This window comes from Polaribacter marinivivus, assembly GCF_042651285.1.
Classification (GTDB): Bacteria; Bacteroidota; Bacteroidia; order Flavobacteriales; family Flavobacteriaceae; genus Polaribacter; species Polaribacter marinivivus.
On record NZ_JBHSCY010000003.1, the window covers coordinates 169,048 to 178,011 of the forward strand.

General features: G+C 29.8%; 7 protein-coding genes. 6 read left to right on the forward strand and 1 reads right to left on the reverse strand.

Translation table 11 applies throughout. The features are described 5' to 3' along the window. Positions 1-11: 11 nt before the first annotated feature. Positions 12-2,834: an excinuclease ABC subunit UvrA gene (gene uvrA, locus ACFOWD_RS13125; protein WP_377411332.1), complete on the reverse strand. Its 2,823-nt coding sequence runs from the start codon at positions 2,832-2,834 to the stop codon at positions 12-14. A 100-nt stretch (positions 2,835-2,934) separates the two neighbouring features. Here uvrA and ACFOWD_RS13130 point away from each other — a divergent pair, with 100 nt between their 5' ends. From ACFOWD_RS13130 to ACFOWD_RS13155, 6 genes are all read left to right on the forward strand, one after another. Continuing rightward, on the forward strand, positions 2,935-3,171 hold the full coding sequence (locus tag ACFOWD_RS13130) for a PspC domain-containing protein (RefSeq protein ID WP_298994004.1): 237 nt from the start codon (positions 2,935-2,937) through the stop codon (positions 3,169-3,171). A gap of 2 nt (positions 3,172-3,173) precedes the next feature. After that, positions 3,174-4,172, forward strand: coding sequence for a potassium channel family protein (locus ACFOWD_RS13135; RefSeq protein ID WP_298994002.1), 999 nt, complete (start codon positions 3,174-3,176; stop codon positions 4,170-4,172). Position 4,173: 1 nt separating this feature from the next. Continuing rightward, positions 4,174-5,073, forward strand: a complete 900-nt coding sequence (locus tag ACFOWD_RS13140; protein WP_377411336.1) for an SDR family oxidoreductase — start codon at positions 4,174-4,176, stop codon at positions 5,071-5,073. A gap of 88 nt (positions 5,074-5,161) precedes the next feature. After that, the gene (locus tag ACFOWD_RS13145; protein ID WP_377411339.1) at positions 5,162-6,832 is read left to right on the forward strand and encodes an alanine/glycine:cation symporter family protein; all 1,671 of its coding nucleotides are present in this window, start codon (positions 5,162-5,164) and stop codon (positions 6,830-6,832) included. A 10-nt stretch (positions 6,833-6,842) separates the two neighbouring features. Beyond that, positions 6,843-7,742: a helix-hairpin-helix domain-containing protein gene (locus ACFOWD_RS13150; RefSeq protein ID WP_377411342.1), complete on the forward strand. Its 900-nt coding sequence runs from the start codon at positions 6,843-6,845 to the stop codon at positions 7,740-7,742. A 20-nt stretch (positions 7,743-7,762) separates the two neighbouring features. Next, a complete protein-coding gene (locus ACFOWD_RS13155) occupies positions 7,763-8,929 on the forward strand; it encodes an acyl-CoA dehydrogenase family protein (RefSeq protein ID WP_298993994.1) in 1,167 nt (388 codons plus the stop codon). Positions 8,930-8,964: the final 35 nt, after the last annotated feature.

An 8,964-nucleotide genomic window follows, 5' to 3' on the forward strand; every position in this document is an offset into this window, starting at 1 on the left:
CAAAAAGGATGCTAATTTAGTTCTTTTTTTAGAAATTTAGCTGTGTAGCTTTTTTTATGTTTAGCTACTTCTTCTGGAGTTCCTTTAGTAATGATTTGACCACCTTTTTTTCCTCCTTCCATACCTACATCAATAATATAATCTGCTAATTTAATCACATCTAAATTATGCTCAATAATTAAAACAGTATTTCCTTTATTGGTAAGCTTGTTTAATACTTCCATTAAAACTCTAATGTCTTCAAAATGTAAACCAGTTGTAGGTTCATCAAGAATATAGAAGGTATTTCCTGTATCTCTTTTAGATAATTCTGAGGCTAATTTTATACGTTGAGCTTCACCACCTGAAAGCGTTGTAGATTGTTGACCTAGTGTAATATAACCCAAACCAACATCTTTAATCGTTTTTAATTTTCTATAGATTTTAGGAATATTCTCAAAGAAGTTTGTAGCCTCTTCTATAGTCATTTCTAAAATATCTGATATCGATTTTCCTTTGTAACGAATCTCTAAAGTTTCTCTATTAAATCGCTTACCTTGACAAGTTTCACATTCTACATGAACATCAGGTAAAAAATTCATTTCAATAACTCTTACTCCTCCACCTTGACAAGTTTCACAACGCCCACCTTTAACATTAAAAGAAAAACGCCCAGGTTTATAACCACGAATAGAAGCTTCTGGGGTTTTTGCAAATAAGCTTCTGATTTCATCAAATGTTTTGGTGTAGGTTGCTGGGTTAGATCTTGGTGTTCTTCCTATAGGAGATTGGTCTATATCAATTACTTTATCTACATGTTCTAAACCTTCTATTTTTTTGTAAGGCATAGGTTTTTTTACGCCTCTGTATATGTGTGCATTTAAAATAGGGTAGAGGGTTTCATTGATTAAAGTTGATTTTCCACTTCCAGAAACACCTGTTACACAAATCATTTTTCCTAAAGGAAATTCAACAGAAACATTTTTTAAATTGTTGCCTGTAGCTCCTTTTAGTTTTATTGTTTTTCCATTTCCTTCACGACGTTTTTTTGGAACAGCAATTTCTTTTCTTTTTGTAATGTAATCAGCTGTTAGTGTTTTGTCTTTTTTAATTTCATCAAAAGATCCTTTGCTTACAATTTCTCCTCCATGTCTTCCTGCACCTGGGCCAATATCTAAAACATAATCAGCATTTTTAATCATGTCTTCATCATGTTCTACCACTAAAACAGAATTACCAACATCTCTTAATTTGATTAAAGAATCTATTAATTTTTGATTATCTCTTTGATGTAGACCAATACTAGGTTCGTCTAATATATATAAAACACCAACCAATTGAGATCCAATTTGTGTAGCAAGTCTAATTCTTTGTGCTTCCCCACCAGAAAGTGATTTTGAAGTTCTATCTAAAGTTAAATAATCTAAACCAACATCTAATAAAAACTGAATTCTAGTTCTTATTTCTTTTAATATTTCTGATGCAATTGTAATTTGTTTTTCAGAAAGTTTTTCTTCGATTGTAGAAAACAAAGAAGCTAATTCAGTAATATCCATTTGAGCTAAATCACTAATGTTTTTATCAGTAATTTTAAAATGAAGAGCTTCTTTTTTTAGACGTTTTCCTTCACAAGTTTTACAAGAAATTTCATCCATAAAACCTTTAGCCCATCTTTTTATAGAAGTGCTTTCTGCATTTTTATATTGATTGGTAATAAAAGCAACAATACCTTCAAAATCAATTTTATAATTTCTAGTAACTCCTACAGTTTTAGAAGTAATTTCAAAAGACTCATTTCCACCATTCAAAATCATTTCTAAAGCCTCTTTTGGAATGTCTTTTATGGCATCTGTTAATTTAAATTTATAACGTTCTGCAATGTTTTGAATTTGTTTAAAAATCCAACTATTTTTTTGTTCTCCTAAAGGGATGATTCCTCCGTTTTTTATTGAAATAGTATCATCAGGAATTACTTTATTTAAGTTGATTTCTTGAGTAATACCTAAACCATTACAAGTTTGGCAAGCTCCTTTTGGTGAGTTAAAAGAAAAAGTGTTTGGTTCTGGATTTGGGTATGCTATTCCTGTTGTAGGACACATTAATTCACGACTAAAATAACGAGGATTGTTGTCTTCAACATCAATTATCATCATGATGTTATTACCAGAATATAAGGCTGTTTTAATAGTTTCTTCTAATCGCTTTTCAGATTTTTTATTGATGACTAACCTGTCAATAACAACCTCAATATCATGTGTTTTATAACGATCTAAACGCATACCTTTTTCGATCTCTCTAATTTCTCCATCAACTCGAACTCTTACAAAACCTTGTTTAGAAATTTGCTCAAACAATTCTCTATAATGTCCTTTTCTAGATTTGATTAATGGTGCTAAAATAGCAACTCTTTTATCTGCAAAATCAGTTAAAATTAACTCTTTAATTTGCTCATCAGAATAGCTTACCATTTGCTCACCTGTATTGTAAGAATAAGCATCTGCAGCTCTTGCAAAAAGAAGTCTTAAAAAGTCATAAATTTCTGTAATTGTACCTACAGTAGATCTTGGACTTTTATTAGTGGTTTTTTGTTCTATAGAAATTACAGGAGAAAGTCCATCAATTTTATCAACATCTGGTCTTTCTAATCCTCCTAAAAATTGACGTGCATACGCAGAAAATGTTTCTATATAACGTCTTTGTCCTTCAGCATAAATCGTATCAAAAGCCAAAGAAGACTTTCCACTTCCGCTTAAACCTGTAATAACAACAAGTTTTTCACGAGGAATTTTAACGTCAATATTTTTTAAATTATGAGCTCTGGCTCCGTAAACTTCTATGTATTCTTGAGTGTCCAAAAAAGGTGATTTTTGCAAAAATGCAAAGTTAATCAATCCTAAGCATTTTTAATTGAAAAGTGAATAACAAATAAAGAGATTGTGTTATATTGCAATAAGAATGATAAATAAGAAATTTATACATACTACTAGACATTTTTTTGAAAGACATGGTTTTGGTTTTTTTCAAAGATTAGCAGATAGATTAGGTATGCGTGCTAAAAGTGTACGTATTTATTTTATTTATGTTACTTTTTTTACAGTAGGTTTGTCTTTTGGTTTTTACTTAACTTTTGCCTTTTTAATGAAGTTAAAAGATTTAGTGTATACCAAAAGAAGTTCAGTTTTTGATTTATAGTTATGAATTTTTTAGACTCTAAGATTAATAAAATTGTTATTCTAGTAATATCTACCCTTACTACTGGTACTTTAGGGTATATGGTAATTTCTGGATATTCTTTTGTAGACGCCATTTACATGACTGTAATTACTGTTACAACTGTTGGATTTGGTGAAGTAAAACCTTTTACACCAGAAGAGAAAATTTTTACAATTTTTTTAATTTTAACGAGTATTGTTTTATTTGGGTATGCTGTATCTACATTTTCTGAATACTTAGTTAGTGGTAGGTTATTTGATTATTTTAAACATAAAAGAGTGGAAAAAAAAATAGCAAAACTAAAAGGTCATACCATAGTTTGTGGTTATGGTAGAAATGGGAGACAGGCTATTGTAAAATTAAAAAATTACAATAAGCAGTTTGTAATAGTAGAGAGAAATAAAGAAGTAGTTCAAAAATTAGAGTCTGAAGAATATTTATGTATAAATGGGGATGCTACTTTAGATGAAACTTTAATGAGTGCTGGTATTTTAGAAGCATCAAACTTAATTACAGCCTTACCTAAAGATGCAGATAACTTATTTGTTGTTTTAACAGCAAGACAACTCAATAGAAATTTTAAAATAATTAGTAGAGCCTCTAATGAATCTTCTTACAGTAAGTTAAAAATTGCAGGTGCAGATAATGTAATTATGCCAGATAAATTAGGTGGTGATCATATGGCTTCTTTAGTAACAACTCCAGATGTTATAGAGTTTGTTGATAGACTTACTATAGAAGGTGATACAACTGCAAACCTAGAAGAAATAGATATCGATGAATTGCCAGAAAATTATTTAGGTAAAACCATTTTAGATTTAGATTTACGAAAAAAAACAGGCTGTACAGTTATTGGTTATAGACATCCTGATAGAGATTATATTATAAATCCTGAAGCAAACTCAGTTTTAATTAGTGGAGCACATTTAATAGTTTTAGGAAGACCTGAACAAATTACTAGACTCAGAGAATTGTTTTAAAATGATTAAAGTTGTTATTACTGGTAGTAATGGATTGTTAGGTCAATCTCTACTAAACTTATTATTAAAAGATAAAGACAGCTATCAAGTTTATGGATTTTCACGAGGAAAAAACAGAAGTGGAAGAGAAGACTTTAATTATATTTCTATAGATATTACTGAAAAAGAAGAACTAGATAAAAAACTTGAGCAGATTCAACCAGACTATATTATTAATACTGCAGCCATGACTCAAGTTGATGACTGCGAAACTAACAAACAAGCATGTGATATTCTAAATGTAGATGTTGTAAAATGGATGACAAGTTTTGCATCAAAATCAAAGACTCACATTATCCATCTGTCAACAGATTTTATTTTTGATGGTAAAAAAGGATATTACAAAGAAACAGACAAACCTAATCCTTTAAGTTATTATGGATTATCTAAATTAAAATCAGAGCAAGTTTTAAAAGATTCAAAAATTAACTTTACCATATTAAGAACAATTTTGGTGTATGGAAAAGTATTTGATATGAGTAGAAGTAATATTGTGCTTTGGGTTAAAGAAATGTTAGAGAAAAATAAAGAAATTACTATTGTTAATGATCAATATAGAATGCCAACTTATGTAGAAGACTTAGCTATGGCTTGTAAAATAGCAATAGACAAAAAAGCTTTAGGGATTTATCATATTTCATCAAATACATTATTAAGTGTTTATGAAATAGCTCAACAAATTGCAGAAACTTTTGATTTGAATAAAAATTTGATAAAACCAATATCAACTTCAACCTTAAATCAAACAGCTCCAAGACCACCAAAAACAGGTTTTGATTTATCAAAAACCAATAATGAGTTGAGGTTTTATCCAAAATCATTTAAAGAAGATTTACAAATATTTAAAGAAAGCTTAAAGTAAAATTGACTTTTAACGCCTAAAAGTTGTTAAAACTTCAATTTTTTAAGATATTGCGCCTTACTAATTAGAAAACTAACAAAGATATATTATGAAGAAAAAACTTCTTTCATTGCTGTTTTTAGCAATTCCATTTTTAACATTTGCACAAGAAAAAGGTTTAGATGAAAAGATAAATGATGCATTTATGCCATTTGCAACTTGGTGGGAAGGCTTAGTTTTAACTACGGTTCCTATTGGAGAATACAATGTACCTTTTGTAGTAATACTTTTGGTGCTAGGAGCAACATTTTTCACATTATTTTTTAAAGTGCCAAGTATTACCAAATTTCCATTAGCTATTAATACTGTAAGAGGTAAGTATGTAGATATTGAAAAACATGGTGTAGATAAACTTTACAATAATGACGAAGCTTTAGCTGAAGAAGATATTTTAGATACAATTAGAGATGAAAGTGCAGCAGGAGAAGTTTCTCACTTTCAAGCATTAGCCACTGCAGTATCAGGTACTGTTGGTCTAGGAAATATTGCTGGGGTTGCAGTTGCAATTGCACTTGGTGGTCCTGGAGCAACTTTCTGGATGATTGTTTGTGGATTAATAGGTATGTCTACAAAATTTGTAGAATGTACTTTAGGTGTAAAATATAGAGATGTAGGAGAAGATGGAACCATTTATGGTGGACCAATGTATTATCTTTCAAAAGGTTTGAAAGAAAGAAACATGACTGTTTTAGGTAAAGTTCTAGCTGGTTTGTTTGCTGTATTATGTGTTGGTGCTTCTTTTGGAGGTGGTAACGCTTTTCAATCTAACCAAGCAACAGTGCAACTTTCTTCTTTATTAGGTTTACAAGGTGGTTCTACAGGATTTATTATAGGAATTATATTAGCAATACTAGTTGGTATTGTAATTATTGGAGGTATAAAAAGAATCGCTAAGATTACAGAAAAGATAGTGCCTTTTATGGCAGGTATTTATATTGTAGCTTCATTAATCATCATATTTGCAAACTTCTCTTATATAGATGATGCTTTTGGATTAATTTTTGAAGGAGCATTTTCTCCAATGGCTGGTTTAGGTGGTCTTATGGGTGTTTTAATTGTAGGTTTCCAAAGAGCTGCTTTTTCAAATGAAGCAGGTGCTGGTTCTGCAGCTATTGCACACTCAGCAGTAAGAACTAAATATCCAGCATCAGAAGGTGTTGTAGCTTTATTAGAGCCTTTTATAGATACAGTTGTAATTTGTACTATGACAGCGTTAGTTATTATTTTCTTTAACATTGATGGATCTAACTTGCAAAGTGTATTTAATTATGGTGCTGTAGAAGGTAGTAATGTATTGATTACTGCAACAGGAGAACAATTAGGAGGTGTAGATTTAACATCTATGGCTTTTGATTCTGTAATTCCTGGATTCTCATATGTACTTACTATTGCAATTGTATTATTTGCTTTTTCTACAATGATTTCTTGGTCTTATTACGGATTACAATCTTGGAAATATTTATTTGGTAAAGGAAAAACTGCAGATTTAGTATACAAGATTTTATTTTTATTATTTGTAGTTGTTGGTGCAGCTGCAACTTTAGATGCTGTAATTAAGTTTTCAGATGCTATGATTTTAGCATTAGTATTCCCTAATATGATTGGTCTTTTATTATTATTCCCAAGAGTAAGAGAAGAGATGAAACGTTATATTAGTGCAATCACAAAGAAAAAAGAAGCTATTGAAGATGGTGCTTTAGATATCACTGAGCACATGTAATTAATAGAGTATGAAAATATTTAAATCCCATTTCTGGTATAACAAAAACCAAAGGAATGGGATTTTTTTATTGTGTATTATTATCATAATACTTCAAATCATCATATTCAGTAAGCCATTTTCTTCAAAGGAATCTATAGATGTAAATTCACCTGAATTATTAGCATTTCAGCAACAAATAGATAGTTTAAAACAAGTTGAAATTGAAAATAGGAAACCAAAAATATATCCATTTAATCCTAATTATATTACAGATTTCAAAGGAGAAAGATTAGGTATGTCTTTGCAAGAAATAGATAGGCTTTTAAGTTTTAGAAAAACAGGAAAGTTTATTAATTCTAAAGAAGAGTTTCAAAAAGTAACAAAAGTATCAGATTCACTTTTACATAAAATAGCTCCATATTTTAAGTTCCCAGATTGGGTTGTCAAACGAAATCAACAGAAAAATAATTCAAAAAATATTTCAACACCAATTAGTAAAAATCATCAGAATGATAATTATAAAATTTCAACAAAAGATATTAATAAAGCAACTCAAGAAGATTTTTTAATAATTAAAGGAGTAAATAATGCAATTGCTGAAAGAATTATTAAGTATCGTTCTAAATTACAAGGTTTTTATTTTGAAAATCAACTTTATGAAGTTTGGGGTTTAGATAAAAATATAGCAGATAATTTATTAACGACATTTACAATAATAGAAAAACCTATTATTAAAAAATACAATATTAACACAGTAAACTTTAAAGAGTTACTAAAAAATCCATACATAGATTACGAGCTTTGTAAAAAGATTTTTGATTATAGAGACGAAGTTGCAGAACTACAAAGTTTAACAGAATTAAAACATATCAAAGGTTTTCCTTTAGATAAATATGATAGAATAGTCTTATATTTGTTAGCTGAATAAAAAACTCAAATTTACTACAAATGAACAGTATGTATTTTACTGAAGAGCATGAAGTTTTTCGTGCAAGTTTTAAAGATTTTTTACAAAAAGAAGTAGTTCCTCATATAGAAAAATGGGAAAAGACAGGTTCTATTGAACGTTTTATTTGGAAGAAATTTGGTGAAATGGGCTATTTTGGTCTATCAACTCCAGAAGAATATGGGGGTATGGATTTAGACCTTTTTTATACTATTATTTTTCTTGAGGAAATGCAAAAAATAAACTCAGGAGGTTTTGCTGCAGCAATGTGGGCTCATGAGTATTTAGCAATGACACATTTAAATAAAGAAGGTAACCACGAGCAAAAACAAAAATACCTTGTACCAAGTGTAGAAGGAGATATGATAGGTTGTTTGTGTATTACAGAACCTTTTGGGGGAAGTGATGTTGCTGGTATGCGTTCAACAGCTATTAAACAAGGTGATAAATATATTTTAAATGGATCTAAAACTTTTATTACAAACGGAGTTTATTCAGATTATTTAATAGTTGCAGCCAAAACAGATCCATCAGATAAGTATAAAGGAATTAGCATTTTTGTTGTTGATAGAGATACTAAAGGAATTTCTGCAACAAAACTCGATAAATTGGGTTGGAGAGCATCTGATACAGGAGAAATTGCTTTTGACAATGTTGAAATTCCTGCTGAAAACTTACTAGGTGAAGAAGGAAAAGGTTTTCCTTATATTATGCAACATTTCGCACTAGAGCGTTTGTTGATGGGTGTAAATGCTCATGCAAGAGCAGAATATGCTGTAGATTACGCAATCAAATACATGGAAGAAAGAATTGCTTTTGGCAAGTCTTTAGATAAATTTCAAGTACTAAGACATAAAGTAGCAGAAATGGCTAGTAGAGTTGATATGTGTAGAGAGTATAATTACTCAATTACAAAAAGACTTAATGATGGGCAATATGTTGTAAAAGAAGCTAGTATGTCTAAGTTACTTTCTACTAAAATGGCAGACGAAGTAATTTATGATGCGTTACAATTATTAGGTGGTTATGGATATATGGAAGAATATCCTATGGCTCGTTTATTAAGAGATAGTAGATTGGGACCAATAGGTGGTGGAACTTCTGAAATATTAAAAGAGATTATCGCAAAAATGGTAATCGATAAAAAGGAATACAAACCTGCTACCTAACTTATTCAGATTAGCTTTTTGCGAAAATTGGTTTC